This is a genomic window from Ammoniphilus soli (assembly GCF_040813775.1).
In genome coordinates this window covers 37,948-60,384 of the sequence record NZ_JBEGDL010000028.1, presented here as the reverse complement: position 1 = coordinate 60,384, position 22,437 = coordinate 37,948, and the positions used below count along the sequence as shown (strand labels likewise).

Below are 22,437 nucleotides of genomic sequence, written 5' to 3'. Positions count from 1 at the left end.
TAGTAACTTCAAATATAAGCCTAGTAAAGCTAATTAAATCAACATGGTGGTGACTTTATGAGCGAAAATCATACGGATATCTTAACAGAATTTGAAATTCAGCAACGAACGAAGATGAGGAATGCTGTAGTTACAGACTTCGAGCATGATATCTTGTTTGCAATGTATGAAAAAAGAAATCACTTAGATGAACTATTGTCAGATGAAATTCTTTTATTGGAGACAGAGAAACTTTACTCATCTCAAGAAGTAGCTGATATACTTAGGACAACGATTCATCAAATTAATAATAGGAGAAGAGAATTTGTTGAATACGTTAAACCCACGATCATTGGCAATAAAACCAATAAACATTGGCTTCACGATTATAAGGCAATATTAAGACTAAAAATGATACTTGGTTTAACAGGTACAAATGGGGAATATAATGTACCTCAATTAAAAGCTATATTAAGCGGAGAATTTCTTTCAGAGGGTGACCCCGAATCTGCCGAGACTGAAGTTTTTCTTAAAAGAATTCAAGACTTTATTAAATCAGAGGTAGCAGCGGTTAAAGAAATGGTGGTTGAACAAGACAAAAAATATTATCTCTTAAATCAAAAATTCGAGACATTACCATCACCTGATACTTATGAAAAGCAATTACAAGGTATTATCGAAGAATTCAAAGAATCTTCATCAAAATTGCATCAATTACGAAACATATGTAGTGATATATTAAGTAAAATCAATTCATCTTCAAACATTAGCGAAAAAGAAGCGCTTTTAAGTGAGTTTGAAAAACTAGCCAAAGAGTACCCAACTAATATCGATATTATCGACCTTTATCGAACCTGGGCCGAAGATAAGATGAATATTTTCAGGCAAGATCAACGTGAACTTCAAATTAAAGAATTAAAATCAAAAGCAGCTGAATTATATGGGCAATGTACCGATTATAGTGTAAATGATGAAGTTCGTAATCATGCTTACCAACAGCTTCAAAAGCTTATGGAAGAGAATGAAGAAATAAGATCTGATATTAAAATCTATATTGCTCAAATAAACCAATTGAACAAGATAAAAAAGGAAAAGGATGAGGAAACGCAACAAGAGTCACAAAAAAAAGTTGGTTTTATGAGTCATGTATTAAGTTATTTTAAAAAATAGATACTGCAGGCTCTCAGAAAAAAAGACAAATGCTTCTTAGCATTCGTCTTTTTTTTACCGGCATTGAGCAAATAAAGTGATATGACGATTAGGAATCCTTTTTCCAGTCGGAACCTTATTTTCAACTAGCATAACATCAAAAAGACCAATAGGGGTGAAGAACCCTTATTGGTCTTTTAATATTATTCTATTCAATATCAATATCCGATAAATCAAGATTATCTATGTCTATATCATCAAAATCAACTTCATCTTGATTCTTATCTTCTTCAATCTCAATACCTAAATCCTCAAGGTCAATATCAATGTCCATGTCTTCATCAGAAGTAACTGCTATCTGTTGAATGGTTTCCGATTTATACGTTATGGCTCGTTGTTTTGCTTTAAATTCCTCAAATTCTTTAACTAGACCCTTAGAAAGTCGGGAAGGGAGGGCTTGAGTTTTAAAGAACGTATAGACTGTACAATTAAACTTGTTTTTCTCCTCTAAATACCCGGAAAATACCGTCCCATCCAAAGGTAATTTTTCCGTAACTTCATCTTTTGCCTGATCCAAGAAGGCACTACCTAAGGAGGATAATTTCGGATCGATCACAGCAAGCAAGCCTATATGGTGAACCTTGGCATAGGATACTTCACCCGTTTCCTCATCTTTTTCTTCAATCGCAATTGGATCATGAACTCGACTAGCAGAAATGGACTGTTTGAACATGTTTACCAAATCACGATTATTGGTTATCTGGTTAACATCTTGTTCAACCTTGCCAACAACAAGGCTTCCTGTGCCTTCCATGATAATTCTTCTAAAATCACGTGGGTCAAAGGTGACTGATGTTCCACCGCCATTTGTTCCCGTGTTGATCTCATGGAGAATACTACAGATTTCTGCGTTTGCAAAATCACGATAGTTTTCAGAACCAACATTTGGACCAAGCTTTTTCCATTGATCATAGAAGTATTGATTATCCGCGAAAATCACGAAAGCAATACCCTTGGCAGGATTTTTAGCCGTTTCCCAAATTCTAGTAGCAAAGTCATTCACTTGTCTCAAAACATCCGGCCCATCAGAACGGACAGGGAGAGTTACTACTACACCAACCTTTACAAAGCTTTCTTGTGCCTTCTTAAAGGCCGCAACTTTATGCCTTTGAAGGTTGCTTTTGAAATCTTCAGGCGTAGTATTAGCTTGAATTTTCTTTAATTCTGTAGCAATTTTGGGTTTGTTGTAATGATCATAAAATTCTTCAATGGCTTTAACAAGGGTAGATGTTCCAGTACCACCACCTAAACCAGCGAAAAAGAGAACCAGTTCATCTTCTGGTCTAACTCGTTGTGTAATAAATTCTTTAAGCGTTTCTTTTGCCGCTTCATTTTCTTCTAAAATAGAAATGGCTTTTTCAGGATTCTTTCCTAATCCACCAAGTTTCAAGGATACCTGATTCTCCACTGGAACATACTTTAATTCCTTCAAATCACCGTCATTAGAGTTCAAAGCCAATGTATTATAAACAGGTCTGCCTTCTTTATTTGTAATTGCAGCAAAGCGATCTACCATCCTAGTTCCAGCTTGACCAAAACCAACCATCGTCATATTTATGGAAGGGGGGTTATTCATGAACATGTTTTGGTTCCTCTCCTTTGTTTTTATTTTGTTCGATCCGTTTCTTGATTTCAGCAGTGACTTCTTTACCTCGGATAGTTAAGTTGATGACCTTAGAAGGGGGAATAGATCGAAAATAACAAACGCTCATTCCTAGCAATTTATCCACGATGCGTTCAACATGCTTACGATCAATATTTGTATGAACCAATTTGAATGTACCGTCCTTATTTTGGACTTTCCGATCAATCTTAATAAGATCAGCGATTTGTTTGATTGTAATACCAAAACTGTCGGTATTCAGTGTTTGCTTTCCAATCGTTAAGAAAGTTTTTCTTGTTGCTTCATCAGACGTAATTATATCTGCAAATAGAGACCGCATTTCGGTCGAAAGAGAGACCTCTTCATATTTCTTATAGAGCTCATAATCCATAAAAGATCACCCCCCTTAACTTCTCTAATATTATGTAGTTACTACTTATGTGTCCAAATTATTCCTATAAATAGTTTCTTTGTTAATACTAAATGTAAAGTTAAATTTATGCAATAGGAAAAATCGTTATTCTGTATGTGTTTTTTATAGTTACTACACCACGATCTAAATTTGTATCGATAACATTTACTACCTATCAAAAAAAGGAGTAATTTTGTCTTCAAGAAAGTTTAAATTAGAAAGAAATACAGATTCCTATGAAGTTTTGGAGAAGATTTAGCATATTTTGGGGCAGTGAGCTTTTTTCATTGTTATAAATCATGCGAAGACGATTATACAAAAGTATTTTATCTTAATAGTTACACAAAACGATTCTGTATCAGTAACTAAATTAGTAACTATAAAAAAACCTTATTTATTAAATGATTTTCAACATACCTATTAGAAATAAATAATACATCACATATATAGTTACTTTTATAGCGATATATATAGTTTCTATAAAGCACACCATAAAAATTTTAAATCGGGTGAAAAAGATTATTTCTTGATTTGTATAGATGTAGAGTTTAGGGGGCTTTAATTCCTATTACTCGTACTTAACAGATCCTTGAGGTGAAGAAAAGAGTAGTTTTATCATCCGGCAGCTTCTCCACATTTTATCCATGAAAACGTCATAAAAAACGTATAAAGAGGTTTAAAACCTTTCTTTTCTGCCCAGAATGGTTCCTAACAAGAACTTGAAAGGGTGAAGATCATGGCAAAAATGACAAGTGAAGAAGCAAAAAAATTAGCAAAAGAAATTAATGATTACAAGAAAAAAAGCCCTCTCACCAGAAAGTGATAAACTAAGAGAGCTTTTTTAAACATGGTCCTTATATTGGTCAATCCATTCTTGTAAGTAGACTTGGACACGGATAGTTTGATCATATGCTTGCTGTGACAAGTAATCAAAGAGATCCGCCATGGTAATTGGTTCCGGTTCGCCATTTTGAAGATTAATAAATTGCACAATTTTATTGAAACGGTGGACTTGTAATGGGTTTAACATTTCTTGTTTTATGACCCTTTCAATGTATTTATGACCAATTCGGTGGTCAAAGGCTATTTCCAACAGTAACGCCGTTGCACTTGAAATTGTCATATCCAAAGCGTAAGCTAAGTCACCAATTTTATCATGGTTATGTTGATAGAACCTCATGGATACTCTAGCGCGATCCCCATCTCCACGGTTGACTTTATAAGGTAGTCGATGGTTTAAACCAGGAATTACATTAATGTCACCGTAGTCGTTGATATAATGATAGTCACGACGAAAAAACGGGGATAGTTCGTCAATAACATTTTTAGACTTTAAACCTTCTATACATAAGACTTCGCCAACATCCTTGATAGGGGTGGATGTGATATAAGAGATCCTCGAAAGGCAGTCGTAAAGTTCAACTGAAATGGTTGGATTAATGTGACGTTTCCGATCTGATCGTGGTTTCCTTTTCCTATTCCTATCCTCTGTTTCCTTCATTTCTACACCTAATTTCCTCACATTATCCCTGCCACACATTGGCTCTGTGGCAGATTTATTTTATATATATGGAAAAAGAGGGAGGAGTTATAACTCCTTATTACTCTTGGTAATGATGAAGCGAGAAGGAATGCCCGTAAGAATATAATACCCTCACAATAGAAATCTAATGAAATATGGAGACGGCAAAGGAATATGGTATGAAAATGAGAAAGAAGTCCATTATCAATAAAAAATTCGCTTTTGTCACGACCCAAAGAATTTGAGGTATGATCCTATAGTTAATAAATAACACGACCGTTTTCTATTTTAGGTTGCACATATAATGGATCATTGGGGTCCAATTGATGTTTTCGCTGAATATGTTTCACCCAATCAGGATGATTTAAAAATGTTTCCGCAATCTCTAGTAGAGTCTCAGCTGGACTCTTATCAATAGCCTTGGAAATACGCTTGAGTTTCTTTAACAATTCCTGCTCAAAGTATGGGCAGACTCTTGTTTTCTTTTCATTTTCTTTTGTTGACTGGTTTTTTTCTTGTTTTGTAATTTTCATTCCAGACCCCTCGAGTTGTTTTACCCTTTCCACCTTTTTTTCCTCCTCTTTCATTGTCTATCACTAAATCACTAAATCACTAAATCAACAAATCACCTTATCACTCTATCGATTTATCAACATAGATATGCTTGATAATGAACCAATATTCTTTGATTTCTTATCCTAACCTCAAAACGAAATTAGTTGTATACAAATAGTCGAGAGTACCCCCACTTTAGAGGGATAAGTAGGGGAGTATTCATCCTTTCTTACGACTTGCAGTCAATTTTTTTAAAACCAATTATAGATATGTCTATCTGCTCCTCATTTTTTTGTTGTCTAGAAAGGGGAGGTTTATGAAGGTATCAAAAAAAGTCGTGGCATTTCCTATGTTCTTGATTGTCATCACTTTTCTGGCTATCATTTTCATCACAAAAGGACTTATATAGGTTGAGAATACCTATAATCGAGAAGTAACAGTAGAGGGGATTGCTACGCTGATAGAAAAAGCGAAAAGATTGCTGCCAGGCATCGTTCATGCAGAATGGGAAAAAGCTTGGACAGGACTGCGTCCTCAAACGCCTGATGGGCTTCCTTATCTTGGGGAACATCATCAATGTAAAGGACTGTTTGTGGCTACGGGTCATTTTCGCAACGGGGTTTTATTAAGTCCAATTACGGGGGAGTTGATGGCTGACTTAATGGACGGCAAGAAACCGGTCAGTGCAGTTGGGTCCATTTCAAACTGACAGATTTACAGGCTAAAAGGAAGAAGGAATATCTATGAATTTTTATTAATGGTGATTATATGCAATTCCATTGGCTAGGTTAGTAGAGTACCCTTAATGCGCAATAATTTTATGATTTATAATACTTATATATTTGTTGACTTTATATCAATTATCAGATACTATATAAAACAAATACTGGTACGAATGTCATGATAACATAACTAGATACTCAGTGCTGCCATTACGGTGAAATAACTAAGAAGGAAACCAAACTTGAAAACGGAGCTTATCAGGTTGGATGTATGCAAGAGACAATAGAACGTCAAAGACTGGCCATTCCAACACTAAAAAGGATCCTGGATCAAAAATGGGTTGATCAAATACTTATACCGCTCTCCTGAAGCAGTTATTGCCGATGACAAAGGTACCCACTTTTTTTACGCGTTAACATCGTTGTTTGATTCGTTTTAAGATAGAACTTATTCCAATAACGGGAGCACCGGAAAAGACCATAGGGAAAGTCTACCCTTTTGGATCTTGTTTGGTGCTTTTTTATTTCTAATATTATGTCGGATGTTTTTTAAACATAGACACATCGAGGTGTCAGATTTAAAATAAAAAGGAGGTCTAGATAATGGAGGTAAGAACTATGAGTGTTAGTATTCAAGAGATTCCTAGATTTGTCTTTGATGAGCTATATGTACTCATAGGTGAAAAGACAAAAGAAAAGCTGATCAAATTTGTTCTTACAGATAGTACCGATTCAAGAGCCTCTATTGACGATTACATCCGCGATATTATGAATAACACATTTTTTAATGACAATGATGTGGTAGATTTGCTGGAAATTAAAACCGTTTATCATAGAAGGCGACAATTGACCAAGAAAAATTGGTTTAAACAGCTCAAAAAAGAAGTTGATACAAAGAAAAATACACCTATTCATACCGAACGAGAAGTGCTGGAAAAAATTCTTGATAGCAAGAATACAGCTGAAAATCTGAGGGATGCGCTTACGGACATTAAAGACCCACAAAAATATATTCGTACCCGGATAGAAGAAATCGAAGCGTGGGCTAATGATCGAGAAACACGATTAAGTGATTATCCCTATTTGGAGACAAAACAAAAGTACCAACTTGATAAAGCCTTCGAAAACGATATGGTGTGTATCATTTGTGATTTTCTAAAAAATGCTCCAAAAAATTGGATTTCTCACCGCTTCAAAGATTTAATTGATAATCCAGTTTTTGCGGATGGAAAAGCGAAAATGAAGGGCAATATCTTGTTTAATTCGGAGCAACAGGGGAAAATTGTTTACGATGATTATAAGCTAAGTGATAACCGTGTTATTCGTTCGTTTATTTCTTTGGATGAAAATGAAGAAGTTCATTTAGATAAAGTGTTTATGCTTGATGATACAGATTCCGAAATAATAGAGCACGTCATGGAACAGAGAGACAACCGTTTTTATACGGAAAAGAAGATTGTTTTTGACTTACGGCCTCTCTTATTACGTGTTTATGGAAACACCAGTAAAAAGGCTTATGACCTTGCGACAAAGCGTTTGACAAAAATTGGGCGGTTCAGTATTGAAGGAAGAACGACAGGACCAGAGACAAAAACTACTTTTCTCTATAATTTGTTTCAAGAAGTAAAAGTAACAAAAGAAGATGCTACAGGTCGTATTTATGGTGAAATCAAATTCTCTGATGCTTTACATCAACAGTTCATCACAAAGCAGACCGTCCAAATATATAGCCACTTTATTCATCGGTTAGAAAATAGATTGTCGAAAATATTGATTTACGCCTTCCAGAAAGAGCGTATAGATGCCCATTTGCAGGGCCGAAGTATGAAGCAACACTTTGAATACACATTCTTCTCTGATCGAATCCGCTTCCGCTCCAAACGAATAGACACGAATCTTAAACAAATCGAGTCCTCGCTTGGGGAGTTTAAAGAAGCTAATATCTTGATTGAGGATTACAAGAGGGTGGGAAACGGGTTTGAAATTATCTTGACACCTATTACTGAATCGGAAAAAGCTGACTTTTTCGCAGTATCCACTACAACACTCATTCAATAATAGAGTTTTTTACGAATTTCGCGTACTTTATAATGTAAAAAGTGGGGCTTGGCTCTTATAAAAAGAGCGTACCTCACTTTTTTTGTTTGTTTCATCCTGTCTTTTTACGTATCTCGCGTACTTTGCTATTACTTTTTATAATTTCCGCGTACTTTGATCTATACTTTTACAGATTACATGTAATTATCTATTGGTTTTTACAAAATCCGCGTACTCTGTCAAATTGCAACTAAAATCAATGATCAGATGCTTCCATTATTTAAGGATTTCAGGTGTACTTTTTACATTCTCCACGTACTTTACATTGCCTTTTTACAAAATCGGCGTACTTTACTATACCTTTTTACAGAATTGGCGTACTAAAGTAGCAAAAATTTTTTTTGTTTTTTTGCATAAGTTATGTAATCAGGCTGGATTAAGGGATTTTTAAGGTTTTTACGATAAACGCGTACCGTTGATTTGTCCAGTACCTATAGGTTTTTTACAAATTACGCGTACTTTACGACCCCTTACCCAAAAATTCCAATGTTGCTATAATAGGCAAAGATATATAAATGTCGAATATTGGGAGACGTTGATTACCGTCCCTCAAAAAAATACTTCCATTTCGTAGATGGAAGCGGCCAATGAACAGAGAGTTGGTAGCCCTCTGTCCAATATTTTTTTGTGCTTCTGAACACCGAGATCGTTGGTTGGTAGCCTTCGATTCTCAGCCTGTTCCTATTGTTGGTAGCAATAGGAACAAAGATAAAACCCACAATCGAACTAAAAACAAACATACCCGATTTTCAAAAAACTGAAAATCCAGGGTCTAGCTTTTTATTGTCAAAAATTTATTTTTATTTTTCAAGACTAATTATACTAACAGTTTTCAAGAGATTCAACGGTACTACGCTTTATTAAACCAACACAATCTGAAATATCTAATCAATTTTGTAGATCTATTAACCAAGGAGGTGAGTGGAATGATCCATCGGGACCTGTGTGATCCAGCTTATACGAAAAATTATAGCTCTCTACGTATGCAATTTCATTTTGTATTATCCCGTTTTGTATGTGTGGATGGATTGGTTCCACTCACCAAAGAAGAGATTGCTCAAGAAATGAAGTGCGACATTCAATCTGTGTATAAACATATGAGAGCAGCAGAAAAAGACGGAGTCATTCGTGTCGAAGGTGATCGTATCTATTTATTAAAGCATGTTCCGTCTAAAGATTATAAAGAAGGCTATGTTAAGCATTACCCTTTCATCGAATCAGACAAGTTTAAAGCCTTGAGCGTTCAAGCTCAACGGTTTATTCTCTATACTCTTTGGGTAGGGGTTTACAACCAGGGGCGTAAATTGGAAAGGGAAGTTTCCACCCTATATCACAAACCATCCCAGCATGATGGTGTCCTAAACATCTACAGCAAAAAGCCTGCTTTAGTTGTACTGGAAGAAGCTAAGACGTTCTTAAAGTTTGAGCCGGCTGCCAAAGGAGAGAATTGGTTCAAAGTTACGGGTGTATTAGAACAATTTGAAGTCCAACCATTGAAAAATCAAGGAGATATCAAATGGTTAGATGACCTGTTGGTTACAAGTACTTGTGATTTACTTTCCGATAAAACCAAAGGTGATATGATCGCCATAAAAAAACAGTATTTCTATGACCTTGGATCCATCGGATTGGAGTTATTTGCCCATGCTCTTGATAAAGTATTGCTTTCTTTCAAACTCTATCAATTAGAGTTAAAAAATGAGGTTATTCCTTATCTTCGAGGCACTTTGCTTGATTTAAAAGAAAAGATTTTACCTACCATCCAAAAGAACATTACTTATACCAAACAAGCCTTACAAACCAGCAAGGATTTACTCGTTAACGGCACTCGCAATTGGGTATCACGCTTTGAAAAGCAATTAGTACAATTACAATCTGTTCGTGATTACATACTTACAAACCTAAAAAAGAAAGAAGAGCCGAAAGAAAAAAGGCAGCAACAGTTTTTAGAACCATTCCCCTTCTACAATTGGTTGGAAAAGAACGATACAGACATTGCCCGTGCTCAGGAAAAACCGACAACGAATAAAATAACTAACCAAGTTAACCCGAGTCAACAAAAAGAGGCATTGGATCTGCTTCTACAGTTAGAAGAAATCGATCAAAAAGAATACCAGGAAAGTCTCAAGCATAATTCTAGGGCCTAATATCACCGGCGATCCCATTTTTTGAAAAAATGAAGGTTGGTCGGTTGTTGTCATGCCATTTTTTATTTCAACCCTTGTCAGGATGGACATGCAAAGCGAAGATAAAGTGGACATCCCACTCATCTTCGTTTTTTTAATACGCGTTATATCCATTATTTTACTTTGTAGTTATATATATACAACTCTGGAGATTAATTTTCTGTGGATATTAGATTTTTGAGTTGTTGATATTATTTTTTACAATGTGGATCATGAATAAGGGATTGTGAAAGTTCAAAGTGAATTTGTGAGAAATATATCTTTTTTTGGGGGTTATTTTTGATCTATTCTTTGAACCGTTGGTACTACTGGAATTAAAGCGGTTTAGAGAAGATGCTAATGGGTTTTATAAAGAGGTATTAATAAAAGATATTAAAAATTGTTTTTAACAATTATCTTTTAACCTACCTTAGCTGAATATTGTTACTTGAGTAATTTCTATGTTTTTAGAAGGTAAATATATCCTAATACCTATCATTGATTTTGGTTCTCAAGTTTAATGGAAAAATATGGAGACCTTGATATATTGGTGTTATGGAAAACATTGGATGAAAGATACCAATTAAGTTAGTTCAATTTTGTTTTTAGTTTAGGATAAGTGTGATTATTACCCTAAACTTTTTTGACCGAGGTTTTGAGGTTAAATGCAGTGGTCCTGAGCAAAACAGTCACGGCTCTTCGCACACTCCATTCCGTGACTGTTTTGCTCAGGACCGTAGATAGATAGCAACGTACGGTTAAAAAAGTCTAAGTTTGTTCTTTAGTGTAAGTTAGTAGTAGTTGTAGGGTGGGGGGTGTAGTGTAAAGTAGTTTGTTTGTAAGGGGTTGTGGAGAGGGAGAGAGTAGAGAGAAAAGGCAGGAAGAAGAGTGTGTAAGGTTATCAGAGAAGGTGAGGAAGTGGAAATGGAGGTGGGAGATTGAGCAGGTACCATTTGATTCCCTGGTTCATTCCTCGTGGAGTATGCTATCAATTGAGAACCGTAATCGATTCGAAAATCCATTATTTTAAGGATGAAACCGCAGCTTTGATTCAAGCTTGTCGTCGTTCCTTTGGCCAATTTTCTAGTGGAGAACTCAATCGCTTGGTTGGACGAGAGTGGTGGAGGATCATACGGCCACTGTTTCGATACGAATTTAAAAATCGGATCTTTCCCATGGAACGAATGAAAAATAGCGTCGTGTTAAGTGCGGAGGAACTGGCCATACTTCTGCGTTTGCCAAGTGGAAAGGTCAATTCTACAAAATTGGATCGAATGAAAATGCGGCGAACTCCCCTTCCTTTGGAAGTAAAACGGTTGAATGACAAAAAAGAGGGGATTCAAATTCCCATCGGCCTGCATGAGTATCATGGACAAGCTACACTGGTGAAGTTAGATCTGGCGGGTCTCAATCGACACATGGCGATTTGGGGCGGTACGATGATGGGCAAGTCGACCTTTATTTATAATTTCTTAGAAGATTTGATGAAAATTCGTACCGAAGAAAACAAAATCTGATTTACTGTTATTGACCCTCATGGAAGTTTAGCGGTCGATATTGCAAGCCGGATCCCTAAAGAACAACAGCATCTGGTTCGTTATGTTCGATTTAAAGATGGAAATTTCCCTTTCAATGTCTATGATGTGGATTTTGCTACCAGTGCCGATAAAATTGCTCAAAACGTAGCCGATGTTTGCAAACGGGTTTGGAAAGATTTTTTGGGCCCCAACGTGGATGATAATTTTTTAAATGGGGGAATTACTTTACAACGGGTAGGAGAAGCGTCTTTATATAATTTGCGGATGATATTAGAGGATGAAGTATATAGAACAAACATTCTAAGTCGATTGGATGATACGGATCCGATTGATCATCAGCTTAAACTTTTTCTCTCTAAGTATGATGATTTAGATGATCGCGTGAAAGAAGCGAAAATCAATTCTACATTAAACAAGTTACGAAAGATAACTTTATCTGAAACCATGTCGCGGATGCTTCGATCGGAATCCAATGGGATTCGGTGGAGAGAAGGAATGGATCAAGGGTATTACCATATTTTTGATTTATCCGGACTGACGATTGATGAGCGTCGGTTAGCGGGTTCGATGTGTCTGACCTTTACCCAATTAGCTATGTTAAGTCGGGAAGATCTCTTATCAGCCGGAAAACCTTTACCGTTACATCCGGTGGTTGTGGACGAAGCACCTACATTTATGGATCAGTCCGCTGACGCCATTCAATCCTTTGCGGATGAAGCAAGAAAATACAACGTTCCACTCATTTTAGGTATGCAAGGACTTGAAGGTCAAGTTCCAGATCAAGTGGCGAGCGCTATTTTTCGGAATTTTGGTACCTATGTGGCTTACCGTGTCGGGAATGCCAAAGATGCGGAAAATATTTGTGAAGGGATGAAGTCCCCTGAATTGTCACACGAAGATTTCCAACGGGTAGACCCAAACCATGCCTATGTTCGAATGGCTATTGGACGTGAAACGACCTTACCTTTTTTAGTCAACATGAAGCCCCCTGAGCCTCCTTTATTTACTGCAGACATTCCATCCATGATTCAAAACACCATAGATCAAGCTTTAACTGCTGAACATCGGCGATTGGCCATGAAGAAAGCAGTACAAGAAGAAATCAATACCAAACGAGAACAAATGGAATTGGCCGAGCAAGTGTATCAAGAAGAATGGGATAGCAATCAGCAAAAAAACAATCCTACAGAATCTTTGTTGGTTTCTCCAAACATGAAAAACATAAAGAGGAATCATCGACCAAGTGAAATGGATGAAAAGGAAAATAGCAAGGAGGTGGTTCACAGTGTATTGATTTATATATTGTAATATAGTTAAATTGGTAATAAAATAGGAATACTTCGATAAAAGGCAAATCCATGGAAATATGGAGACGCAAAGCCACGGACCTAAGGTGTTTTTTACTATGGTAGCCGGGTTGCCGAATAGAGGTTAGTCATTCTTTTATTGTGGATGGTTATTTTTTGTTAAAAACAGTAAGTCTTGTCAGTGACTCGTTGTTTACTTTACAAAAATGTTATCCTCCTAATTAAGACAAATCCTTAAGTGATCTTGGTAACCCGGCTCCATACAATTTCTTAACTGCCAATCCTTAAGGAGGGAATCAGCATGGATTTAACGAAAAGTATTTTGTCACTTTTAGCTGAAAACGGTTGCTTAGACCGTGATTCTTTATGTAGTGAAATAATTGATTCGAGAACAATTGACCGTGCAAGCTTCCTATGTCAAAAAGGGTATTTAGAAACAGTCGGTGATCAGTTTAGTATTACTAATCGTGGGAAAGAAATGCTTAAAAAAATGCCATGACCCCCTATACTTTACTAAAGGGGGTATTTTTTATTTAGTTAAACGGGGGTAGAAGGCTGCTTGGTAAAACAGGCTATTTATATGTATAAATTATAAGTATAGCTGATTATATATATCGAATAATTAAGAAAAAGGCACCTCAATGACTTTTTGTCAAATGAGATGCTTTTTCCAGAAGATTGGACTTTTTAATATTTTTAGTCCTCTTGTCAGTCTCCTAAAAATGAAAATAGATGCAATAACTTTAAAAAAATGAAAGAAAGATACCTCTAGAGTTAAAAATGTTGGTATTTACATTAACTTAGGTAACTCGGCTTTTTCTAACATCTATTGTTTTACTACTAGTAAAAGTCCTAGTTGAGTGATAATGAAAACCTATTAAGCTGAAGAAGTGTCTTCTAACGATGCACAATACTTTCGAATCAATTTAGAAGCTTTGGATTGACTGATGTTTAGGTCGGACGCTACTTTTCGCGATGTTTTGTATTTCTTAAATGAAGCTATGACCATATCCCTTTCGAGTAACTCCAAGGCTGCATCCAAGGAAGACGGATAGGTTAATTTTATTACAGGTTTCGTATTTTTTATGATAATGTCTGGAAGGTCTCTTAATTGAATCATCCCGTCGCTTGTAATAACCAATCGTTCCATGACATTTTCCAGCTGCCGGACGTTCCCAGGCCAATCGTATGCTTGAAGAACGTCGAGTGCATCTTGTGTAATAATGTGGCTTGTTTGGTATTTGTTATTTAATTTATTAAGAAAATAATAAATGAGAGGTATAATATCCTCTTTTCGATCCCTCAGTGGAGGAAGTTTTAAATCAATGACATTTAATCGGTAGAAAAGGTCCTCCCTAAATTGCTTGTTTATCACCATTTGGTTTAAATCTTGGTTCGTGGCCGCAATAATTCGAATATCTACGGTTTTTAGCTCTCTTCCCCCGACAGGCAAGAATTGCCGTTCCTGAATGACCTGAAGCAGCTTGGCTTGTATTTTTAGAGAGATTTCCCCAATTTCATCTAAGAAAATCGTTCCGTGGTTAGCCGCCTCAAGCAAGCCTATTTTTCCGCCCTTGTTCGCTCCTGTAAAGGCTCCTTGAGCGTAACCAAATAATTCAGATTCGAGCAACTCCTCTGGTATGGCTGCACAGTTGAGAGCGAGGAAGGGGCCATTTCTACGTTGACTCATTTTATGAAGATAGCTGGCAAGAACACTTTTACCCGTACCTGATTCCCCTTGAATGAGGATAGTCGTATCGGCCTTGGCGATTTTTTGACAGAACTTAATCAGGGCCTTCATATCCTCATTATTTGTAATGATAGTATCCTCTTGTAAGTGAGTGTTTTTTGACTCAGTATTGGTTTCATCGTCCGGACTATACAAGGTCTTGTAATTTTGTTCATGTGAAGTGGTTACGATGAGTTCGATTTCGCCTTCCGTATTAAAAATCGGAACAGCCGTTGTAATAAGTTCCCCGCCGATATAAGTGGTTTGTTTAATTGTGACGGGCTTTTTTTCCTTATGGATATAGGGGATGACGGATGGTCCCCAAAGGCCTTTTTCAATAAATTCACTGTTTAATTTTCCGATTACTTCAGCAGGTTTCAACCCATAATGCCTTTCGCATGTTCGATTTACATAAACAATGCGCCCATCCCTATCTAAAACAAAGATCTCATCGGAAGAGTGGTCGAGAATATTCATCAAGATTTCCGTTGTAATTTCGGCTGTAGGATGTTCAGGGATTCCGTTATGCATGTCTATACTCCTTATTTGAGTCAAAATAAATTCAAGTGAGTTTATTTTAACTCATATTCTGAAGAAAAAGAAGCATTAAACAGTTATTTATATTAGAAATAGGGCTTTTTCTATTGGCACTATTCTTGCAATTGGATATTACCGAAGGATTACCTTTCCTAACAGGTATATGAAAGGGGTTTAAACGATGGATGTTGATGTGAAACAAAGGCAAAGTACTTTACGAAACGATGCCGTATCGCTCGTATACGGATCCTAAAGTATTAAAAGAGGAACAGGAGAAGATCTTCTCCAAAACCTGGCAGTATGTGGGGCATGTGAGTCAGGTACAAAAGGTAAGGGATTATTTTACGTGTGAAGTGGCAGGAGAATCATTGGTCATTATGAGGGGAAAAGATGAACAAATCCGTGCCTTCTATAATGTGTGTCCTCATCGGGCGACAAAATTGGAAAAGAATAGAGAAGGGAATAAGAAAATCCTGCAATGTAGCTATCATGGTTGGACGTTCAACCTGGATGGGTCGTTGCATAAAGCCCCGAACATGAGGGAAGTGGAATCGTTTTGTGAAGAGAGGCCTGATTTCGTTCGGTTCGTCTAGAGATCCAGTCTTCTATGATTTTTGCCAATTTAGATGAGGATGCACCTCCTTTGGAGGAAGGCTATGGTGATTTCTTTGAATGCCTTAAGGTTGCTCCCTTTCTAGGCGAATTGAAGCGAGTATGGACCAAACAGCGTATGATTAAAGGGAACTGGAAAGCGTTTGTGGACAATTATCTTGAATGCGATCACTGCCCGATTGCCCATCCGAGTTTCGTAGCAACATTGGATATGAGTTAATACAAAGTGGTTGCCTATGAAAATTACTCGGTTCAAGGGACCGTGATCAAGCCGGATAAAAAAGTGGGGAGTCTCGAATTGGATAAGGCGGAATTCCAAGGCGGGCGGTTCTACTGGCTGTGGCCAAATCTCATGGTGACGATTTACTCGGGTTTCGGTAACCTATCCATCATCCAGATGATTCCCATAAATTATGAAACGACGTTTAGTATTTATCATGTCTTTTTCCGCGATGAAAACTTGACACAGGAAGTGCAAGATTTATTGAAGTTTATGGAGCAAGTGCGGGATGATGATATTGAACTGGTAGAATTAGCCCAAATCGGGTTTAGATCCAAAGCGTTTGGTAAAGGTGTTCTATCACCTACAGAAAATTTCGCTTTGCAGTATCATGAAATGGTTCAGGAAGTTCTTAGGATTGGAAAAGATAACTCTTGAAGTCGCCTCAAACTCAGTCAATAGAAAACGATTACAATAACTGGATTTTATTACTGTTTAATATGAATTGGGAACGTAGGTAACGCTAAACTCGAGGATAACTAACAAAATATTTTTCTGAGTCGGCATTTTTCATGCAATTCTTCGATTCTTCTCTTTAGATGCGATTTTTGTTGTTAGTTCGAATTTACGATAACCCTTGATTTGCCTGAAAACTAGATGGCTTTTACAAAGATTACTTCCCGAATTTAAGTTAAAATTTTATATTCAGCCTTATTAAATGAGGAGTGATTAGATGAATAGCAAGAAAGTTGTTTTTTACACATCATTAGCTATCAGCTTAGGTTTAATAAGCATTGGTGTATTTATGCCAAAACAGTTAGAAAGCTTTTCTAATTCATCGCTTAATTTAATTTATAATAATTTAGGTTGGTTTATACTTGGAAGTGTTTTTGTTTTCTTTGCCTTCAGTATGTATATTGGACTATCCAAATTTGGTCATATCCGTTTAGGGGACGATAATGATCGTCCTGAATATAAAACTGCTACATGGATTGGTATGCTTTTTAGTGCTTCTATTGGAATCAGTCTTGTATTTTGGGGTGTGGCAGAACCTGTTTCCTACTATATTGATCCTCCGTTTGGTAAAGCATCCTCTGTAGAATCGGCGAAGCTCGCCATGCAATTCGTTTATCTGCACTGGGGGGTTTCCGCCTGGGCTTGTTATGCACTTGTGGGAGTTTCCTTAGCCTTCTTCCAGTTCAGGAGGAAACTTCCATCTTCATTGAGTTCAGTTTTCTATCCGTTAATAGGGGACAAAATTAAAGGACCCTTTGGCAAAGCTATCGATGTCATTGTTATTCTCTCGATAGTTATTGGAATTGCCACATCACTCGGCTTTGGTACTCTGCAGGTCAACAGTGGGATGAATTTTCTTTGGGGTCTGCCCGTGAATATAAGCATCCAAGCCATTATAATCGTGGCGGTAACATTCATTTATATCGGATCTACCGTTTCAGGCCTACAAGGAGCGATGAAACATTTATCCAACTTAAACATGCTGCTCGCTTTTGCTTTATTGGGCTTTGTTCTTTTTCTCGGGCCGACACAAACGATTTTTAAAATCTTTTTCCAGGGAGTGGGCGATTATGTTCAAAACTTCGTTAGTATGTCGCTTAGAACAGAGCCATATAGTGATGGTTCATGGATTGCCAGCTGGACATTGTTTTATTTTGGTTGGTGGATTGCCTGGGCGCCGCTCGTCGGTAGTTTCGTAGCTAGAATATCAAAAGGAAGAACGATTAAAGAATTTATGATGGGGGCCGTATTTATCCCTGTCCTAGGATCTTTCTTCTGGTTTGCTGTTATGGGGGGCTCAGCCATTCATTTAATTCAAAATATGGGTGAAACAGCGCTTGCTACTGCTGTATCACACGATGTGACATCTTCTTTGTTTAAATTTTTTGAGTATTTTCCGATGGCTTCGTTTCTAAGTATTTTAGCTATGGCTCTCGTACTCATTTTCTTTATCACTTCAGCCAACTCAGCTGTTTTTGTATTAGGAATGATTAGTGAAAATGGCAATCCAAATCCTTCTCATCCGACGAAAATCATTTGGGGAATTGTCATTGCCGCAATCTCGGTTGTCCTTATTATGACTGGAGGTCTGGCAGGCTTGCAATCCGCACTCGTGGCAACAGCCGTACCTTTAGCGGTGTTAATGTTGGTTATGTGTTATTCAACGTATAAAGGTCTTAAAGAGGATCTGGGTCTTTCTCAAAGTAGAAAAAATAAACATGTTAAAGAAAAAAATGGAGTTGCCTAAAAACGCGGTAATAAATTAAAAATGTAACGATTCAGGTACCCTCATACTTATTAAAACTAATTGGACTCAGTGGGATTTTTTGTACACTTGAATTATGAAGATACCTGCAATCAGAATAATATAGCTAGAGCCAGCCAGATATATTTCTCTCTCCTAGAGGGAGTGATATATCTGGCTTTTTTATACTCAAAACAATGGAAGCCTGACATGTTGTACGCTTAAGCAAAAAAAGTGATGTATGACCTCTGCGATAAATCTCGGCATGAGAATTGCATATATTTAGTTAGTTTATTAACCGCATGCCCGAGCACAGAGGAGAATGTAGGAATGTTATATTATAAAGCTTTAGTACTGAAAAGGGAAATACAGGAACAGAGGAAAAAATTAAATGATTTGGTCACCCTGAAGGGGATAGGTCACTCGGACGTATTAAGGATGAGTCAAAAATTAGACGAGAAAGTAGTTCAACTTCAAAAGTTAATATTGAAAAATAAACTACGAATTATACAAGGTGAACGATTATGTGGTGAAAGCATTGCTTTAGATAAAAAATACGTAAGGTTTACTATAGTTATTGAATTTAATGACCGTAGCCGCTAGATAGGATAACGTAGTTTCTATTTTTTATGCGTCTGTGTTATTGTTTATTTTGCTCTCATAATGTAATGCTGTGTTTTTCTTCTCAATTTGTTTTCTTTCCTCCATAAAAAACTCGACAATTCCTTGATTATTAAATTTTGTACATAACCTGGATACATGACGGCTTCTATTCGAAACCATATTTTTTTCTGTTTAATAAAGTTTGAGTTTATTTTGATTTATTTCGAGTTAAAAATGACTCGAAATTAAACGAGGATTAGATCGCCAAATTTCACTGTATTCCATTGGAATTACGTTTATTTCCTGCTTTATTTAGCACTTGCGTTCTGAAATGAGTCTGGATCAACTCAAATCACAACAGATAAAACGATAAAAACACGTTATTTTCGATAAATAAGTGGTAAAACGGGGTTGGCACGGATGTTGCAATATAAGAAATTGAGTCTACCCCCTTAGATAGACTATATCAAAGTAAGGATAACAAGAGGAGTGAATTGTATGGCATTAGCAGAGAAAAGCGTAGGGCAAGGATATCAAACGATGCCTTATCGTCTATATACGGATCCGGCTATTTTAGTGGAGGAGAAAGAGAAAATTTTCTCTAGGACATGGCAATACGTAGGACATATCAGTCAAGTTCAGAAAGTAGGGGATTATTTCACGTGTGAAGTAGCGGGAGAGCCACTTGTCATTATTCGAGGAAAGGATGAGCAAATCCGAGCCTTATACAACGTTTGTACCCATCGGGCAACCAAATTGGAAAAAAAGGACGAAGGAAACAAGAAGATTCTCCAATGCGGGTATCACGGATGGACGTTTAATTTAGATGGCTCGCTGAACAAAGCGCCAAACTTTAAGGATGTGGAGCATTTTTGTGAGGGGGAGGCTTGCCTTCGTTCCGTGCGGCTGGAGATTCAAGCTTCCATGATTTTTGTCAATTTGGATGATCAGGCTTTACCTCTCTCTGAAAGTTATGGTGACTTTTTCAAATCTCTAGACGACGTGCCGTTTCTTGGTGAACTAAAAAGAGTCTGGACTAAACAGCGAATCATCAAAGGGAATTGGAAGGCGTTTGTGGATAATTACTTGGAATGTGATCACTGCCCGATTGCTCATCCAGGTTTTGTAGCGACACTGGATATGAGCCAGTATAAAGTGGTTGCCTGTGAAAACTACTCCGTGCAAGGGACCGTCATCAAGCCGGATAAAAAAGTGGGAAGTATCGAGCTGAATAAAGCAGAGTTTCAAGGCGGACGTTTTTATTGGCTGTGGCCGAACTTGATGGTTACCATTTATCCCGGTTCTGGAAACCTTTCTGTTATCCAAATGATCCCTGTTGATCATGAGACAACGATGGGCGTTTACCATGTGTTCTTCCGGGAAGAAAATCTGTCGCAAGAAGAGCAAGACTTGCTGAAGTTTATGGAACAAGTACGGGATGAGGATATTGAGCTGGTGGAATTGGCTCAAATCGGCTTTAGATCCAAGGCATTTGGCAAGGGGGTTCTGTCCCCTACGGAAAACGGGGTGCTGCAGTTCCATGAAATGGTTCAGGATGTCCTTGGGATCAGGGAATAAATAGAGAAGCTGCAAAGATGTATGGGGAGGGGAGCAGCGAAGTGAAACGAGATGAAAAAGTGTATGACATCACGGTTGTAGGTGGAGGTCCGGTTGGACTATTCACAGCGTTTTATTGCGGGATGAGGCAATTCTGTCAAGGTGTTGGAAAGCATGCCGCAACTGGGCGGGCAGCTATCTGCGTTGTACCCGGATAAGTATATTTATGATGTGGCTGGATTCGGTGAGGGACCGACCGCTGTGAACAACGCCAAAGCGTACATGGATCCGGAATCAAAATTGCAGCCAGCCCATAGTTCCAGTATGAAATTTTAGTAAAGACATTAAATAGTAAAGGGGATATAAAGATGAAGAAAAAGTTATTTATTAACGGGGAATGGATGGAATCAAAAAACTATAGTGCCCTACTCTCTCCTTATACACAGGACGTGATTGCGGAGATTCCGCAGGGAACAGAAGAAGAAACCGAAAGGGCTATTGAGTCGGCTTATCAGGCCCGGGTTACCATGGCTAAGATGCCAGCTCATCAACGGGCAGCCATCTTGGAAAGGTTGGCGGCCCTTCTAGATGAACGTTCAGAAGAAGCGGCTCACCTTATTGCTTTAGAAGCAGCAAAGCCGATTACGATAGCCAGGGTGGAAGTTTCCCGTACCGTACAAACCTATAAATTCGCAGCGGAAGAAGCGAAGAGAATTCACGGTGAAACGATTCCTATGGATGCGGCACCTGGTGGAGAAAGGAGATTCGCGTATACGTATAGAGAACCTATTGGGGTTATCGGGGCGATTACACCTTTTAATTTTCCTATGAATCTAGTTGCACATAAGGTTGGGCCGGCCCTTGCTGCAGGAAATTCGGTTGTCCTGAAGCCTGCCAGTCAAACCCCGCTCTCTTCGCTGTTCATTGCTGAACTCTTGCAAGAAGCAGGATTGCCTGCTGGAGCCCTCAATGTGGTTACGGGAGGCGGAAGAGTGGTGGGAGACAAACTCGTAACTGATCCGAGAGTTCATATGATTACCTTTACGGGAAGCCCTGGAGTAGGGATCGGAATCCGTAATAAGGCCGGTTTAAAACGAGTAACCCTGGAGTTAGGATCGAACGCATCCGTCATTATCGATAAGGGCGTGGACATCGACAGGATTATTCAACGTTGTGTCACAGGTGCTTTTTCAAACCAAGGGCAAGTTTGCATCTCCTTACAACGGATTTATGCCCATGAAGAAGTGTATGATCGTTTTGTTGAGAAGTTTATTCAGGCAACAAATCAGTTGAAATTGGGAGATCCACTAGATCCTCAAACCGACGTATCCGCTTTAATATCGCCTAGTGACGTACAAAGAACCTTGAACTGGATAGAAGAAGCCAAACAGGGCGGGGCGAAAATTGCAGCAGGAGGTAAAGCAGAGGGAAATATCCTCTATCCGACGGTCATTTTGGATGCAGATACCGCTCTGAAGGTATCCTGCCAAGAAGTATTTGCTCCCGTAGTTCTGATCAATCAGATTAAATCGGTGGAAGAGGGAATTGAGAGGGTGAATGACTCCCGTTTTGGGTTACAAGCAGGGATTTATACAGAAAACGTGCACACGGCGCTGGATGCAGCCGAAAAGCTACATGTTGGAGGAGTTCTGATCAATGACATTCCTACGTTCCGCGTAGATCACATGCCGTATGGCGGGGTAAAGGAAAGCGGAACTGGACGGGAAGGACTGAAGTATGCCGTGGAAGAGATGACCGAAATGAAGCTCGTTATCTGGAACCGGAATTTAAACCGGGGCTAAGGAGAAAA

At 38.0% G+C, this 22,437-nt stretch carries 17 protein-coding genes, 2 pseudogenes and 1 riboswitch; of the genes and pseudogenes, 14 read left to right on the top strand and 5 right to left on the bottom strand.

From position 1 onward, the window contains the following. Window positions 1–57 precede the first annotated feature (57 nt). Window positions 58–1,149 (top strand): hypothetical protein, encoded by a 1,092-nt coding sequence (locus ABLT31_RS29995; protein WP_367758607.1) that lies wholly within the window; start codon window positions 58–60, stop codon window positions 1,147–1,149. Between the two features lie 187 nt (window positions 1,150–1,336). On the opposite strand, the gene ABLT31_RS29990 is transcribed toward ABLT31_RS29995, so the two are convergent. The 4 genes from ABLT31_RS29990 to ABLT31_RS29975 form a co-directional block, all read right to left on the bottom strand. Beyond that, entirely contained in the window at window positions 1,337–2,770 is a 1,434-nt protein-coding gene (locus ABLT31_RS29990) for an FtsZ/tubulin family protein (protein WP_367758605.1), read from the bottom strand. Next, window positions 2,757–3,182 carry a hypothetical protein gene (locus ABLT31_RS29985; protein ID WP_367758603.1) on the bottom strand — a complete coding sequence of 142 codons (426 nt, stop codon included), beginning with the start codon at window positions 3,180–3,182 and terminating at the stop codon, window positions 2,757–2,759. The genes ABLT31_RS29990 and ABLT31_RS29985 overlap by 14 nt, the downstream gene beginning before the upstream one ends. Before the next feature lie 862 nt (window positions 3,183–4,044). Next, window positions 4,045–4,704 carry a hypothetical protein gene (locus ABLT31_RS29980; protein ID WP_367758601.1) on the bottom strand — a complete coding sequence of 220 codons (660 nt, stop codon included), beginning with the start codon at window positions 4,702–4,704 and terminating at the stop codon, window positions 4,045–4,047. A gap of 281 nt (window positions 4,705–4,985) precedes the next feature. After that, window positions 4,986–5,291: a hypothetical protein gene (locus ABLT31_RS29975; RefSeq protein WP_367758599.1), complete on the bottom strand. Its 306-nt coding sequence runs from the start codon at window positions 5,289–5,291 to the stop codon at window positions 4,986–4,988. 467 nt (window positions 5,292–5,758) lie between these two features. Here ABLT31_RS29975 and ABLT31_RS29970 point away from each other — a divergent pair, with 467 nt between their 5' ends. The 6 genes from ABLT31_RS29970 to ABLT31_RS29945 all read left to right on the top strand — a co-directional run bounded on the left by ABLT31_RS29970 (window position 5,759) and on the right by ABLT31_RS29945 (window position 13,608). Further along, window positions 5,759–5,989 (top strand): FAD-dependent oxidoreductase, encoded by a 231-nt coding sequence (locus ABLT31_RS29970; protein ID WP_367758597.1) that lies wholly within the window; start codon window positions 5,759–5,761, stop codon window positions 5,987–5,989. Window positions 5,990–6,605: 616 nt separating this feature from the next. Further along, complete coding sequence (locus ABLT31_RS29965; protein ID WP_367758595.1) at window positions 6,606–8,060, top strand: hypothetical protein; 1,455 nt, start codon at window positions 6,606–6,608, stop codon at window positions 8,058–8,060. 965 nt (window positions 8,061–9,025) lie between these two features. Further along, on the top strand, window positions 9,026–10,246 hold the full coding sequence (locus tag ABLT31_RS29960) for a hypothetical protein (protein WP_367758593.1): 1,221 nt from the start codon (window positions 9,026–9,028) through the stop codon (window positions 10,244–10,246). Window positions 10,247–11,202: 956 nt separating this feature from the next. Next, window positions 11,203–11,781: a hypothetical protein gene (locus ABLT31_RS29955; RefSeq protein ID WP_367758591.1), complete on the top strand. Its 579-nt coding sequence runs from the start codon at window positions 11,203–11,205 to the stop codon at window positions 11,779–11,781. A gap of 126 nt (window positions 11,782–11,907) precedes the next feature. Further along, window positions 11,908–13,110 (top strand): ATP-binding protein, encoded by a 1,203-nt coding sequence (locus ABLT31_RS29950; RefSeq protein WP_367758589.1) that lies wholly within the window; start codon window positions 11,908–11,910, stop codon window positions 13,108–13,110. Window positions 13,111–13,141: 31 nt separating this feature from the next. After that, window positions 13,142–13,227: riboswitch (cyclic di-GMP riboswitch) on the top strand. 183 nt (window positions 13,228–13,410) lie between these two features. Further along, window positions 13,411–13,608, top strand: a complete 198-nt coding sequence (locus tag ABLT31_RS29945; protein ID WP_367758587.1) for a hypothetical protein — start codon at window positions 13,411–13,413, stop codon at window positions 13,606–13,608. 378 nt (window positions 13,609–13,986) lie between these two features. Here ABLT31_RS29945 and ABLT31_RS29940 read toward each other — a convergent pair whose 3' ends face one another. Beyond that, complete coding sequence (locus ABLT31_RS29940) at window positions 13,987–15,369, bottom strand: sigma-54 interaction domain-containing protein (RefSeq protein ID WP_367758584.1); 1,383 nt, start codon at window positions 15,367–15,369, stop codon at window positions 13,987–13,989. 230 nt (window positions 15,370–15,599) lie between these two features. Here ABLT31_RS29940 and ABLT31_RS29935 point away from each other — a divergent pair, with 230 nt between their 5' ends. From ABLT31_RS29935 to ABLT31_RS29905, 7 genes and pseudogenes are all read left to right on the top strand, one after another. After that, on the top strand, window positions 15,600–15,968 hold the full coding sequence (locus tag ABLT31_RS29935; protein ID WP_367758582.1) for an aromatic ring-hydroxylating oxygenase subunit alpha: 369 nt from the start codon (window positions 15,600–15,602) through the stop codon (window positions 15,966–15,968). Between the two features lie 14 nt (window positions 15,969–15,982). Further along, window positions 15,983–16,645: pseudogene (locus ABLT31_RS29930) on the top strand (SRPBCC family protein). A gap of 295 nt (window positions 16,646–16,940) precedes the next feature. After that, window positions 16,941–18,470, top strand: a complete 1,530-nt coding sequence (locus tag ABLT31_RS29925; RefSeq protein WP_367758580.1) for a BCCT family transporter — start codon at window positions 16,941–16,943, stop codon at window positions 18,468–18,470. A 327-nt stretch (window positions 18,471–18,797) separates the two neighbouring features. Beyond that, window positions 18,798–19,070, top strand: coding sequence for an aspartyl-phosphate phosphatase Spo0E family protein (locus tag ABLT31_RS29920; protein WP_367758578.1), 273 nt, complete (start codon window positions 18,798–18,800; stop codon window positions 19,068–19,070). A gap of 498 nt (window positions 19,071–19,568) precedes the next feature. Next, entirely contained in the window at window positions 19,569–20,648 is a 1,080-nt protein-coding gene (locus ABLT31_RS29915) for an aromatic ring-hydroxylating oxygenase subunit alpha (protein ID WP_367758576.1), read from the top strand. Between the two features lie 41 nt (window positions 20,649–20,689). Continuing rightward, window positions 20,690–20,912, top strand: a pseudogene (locus ABLT31_RS29910) (NAD(P)-binding protein); the annotation flags it as partial. Between the two features lie 83 nt (window positions 20,913–20,995). Further along, entirely contained in the window at window positions 20,996–22,429 is a 1,434-nt protein-coding gene (locus ABLT31_RS29905; protein WP_367758574.1) for an aldehyde dehydrogenase family protein, read from the top strand. Window positions 22,430–22,437 lie beyond the last annotated feature (8 nt).